The following is a 599-nucleotide window of genomic DNA, read 5'->3' as shown; positions in this document are numbered from 1 at the left end:
CTGCGCAAGCTTGCCGCCTATCCGCGCCAGAACGATCTGGCGGCCGCATTGCGCGAGGTCGGCCGGATCGAACGGACGCTGTTCATTATCGAATGGATTCTCGATGCTGGCATGCAGCACCGTACCCAGGTCGGCCTCAACAAGGGCGAAGCGCACCACGCGCTGAAGAACGCCCTGCGCATCGGCCGTCAGGGCGAGATCCGCGACCGCACCACCGAGGGCCAGCACTACCGGATCGCGGGCCTCAACCTGCTCACCGCCATCATCGTCTACTGGAACACCCTGCATCTCGGCCATGCCGTCGAGGCCCGACGCCGCGAGGGGCTGGATACGCCCGACCACCTGCTCGCCCATATCTCCCCGCTCGGATGGGCACATATCCTCCTCACCGGCGAATACCTCTGGCCCAAGGATGCCGATGCTTAGGGTGTCATTCCGCCCTCAGCCGGAACCGACCCCATAACGATTGGGGTTGCGATGCCAGTTGCTTTGCCGCGCCCAGCTCGCACTATAGCCAAGCGAGATGTCGCGGGTGAGCGCAGCCTTGCCGGCAAAGCGCACGCCATAGGTCTGGCTCGACAGGCGAAAGCCCTGCACGG

1 protein-coding gene is annotated in these 599 nt (G+C 64.9%); it reads left to right on the top strand.

Going from position 1 to position 599, the window contains the following annotated elements; all coding sequences use genetic code 11:
- Window positions 1–426: Tn3 family transposase (locus AACY45_RS27510; RefSeq protein WP_339548608.1), on the top strand; the 426-nt coding region annotated here is incomplete at its 5' end.
- Window positions 427–599 lie beyond the last annotated feature (173 nt).

Source organism: Pseudomonas sp. RA_35y_Pfl2_P32 (assembly GCF_963970735.1).
Classification (GTDB): Bacteria; Pseudomonadota; Gammaproteobacteria; order Pseudomonadales; family Pseudomonadaceae; genus Aquipseudomonas.
The sequence above is the reverse complement of the archived record's forward strand: the minus strand, read 5'-3'. Positions and strand labels throughout refer to the sequence as shown.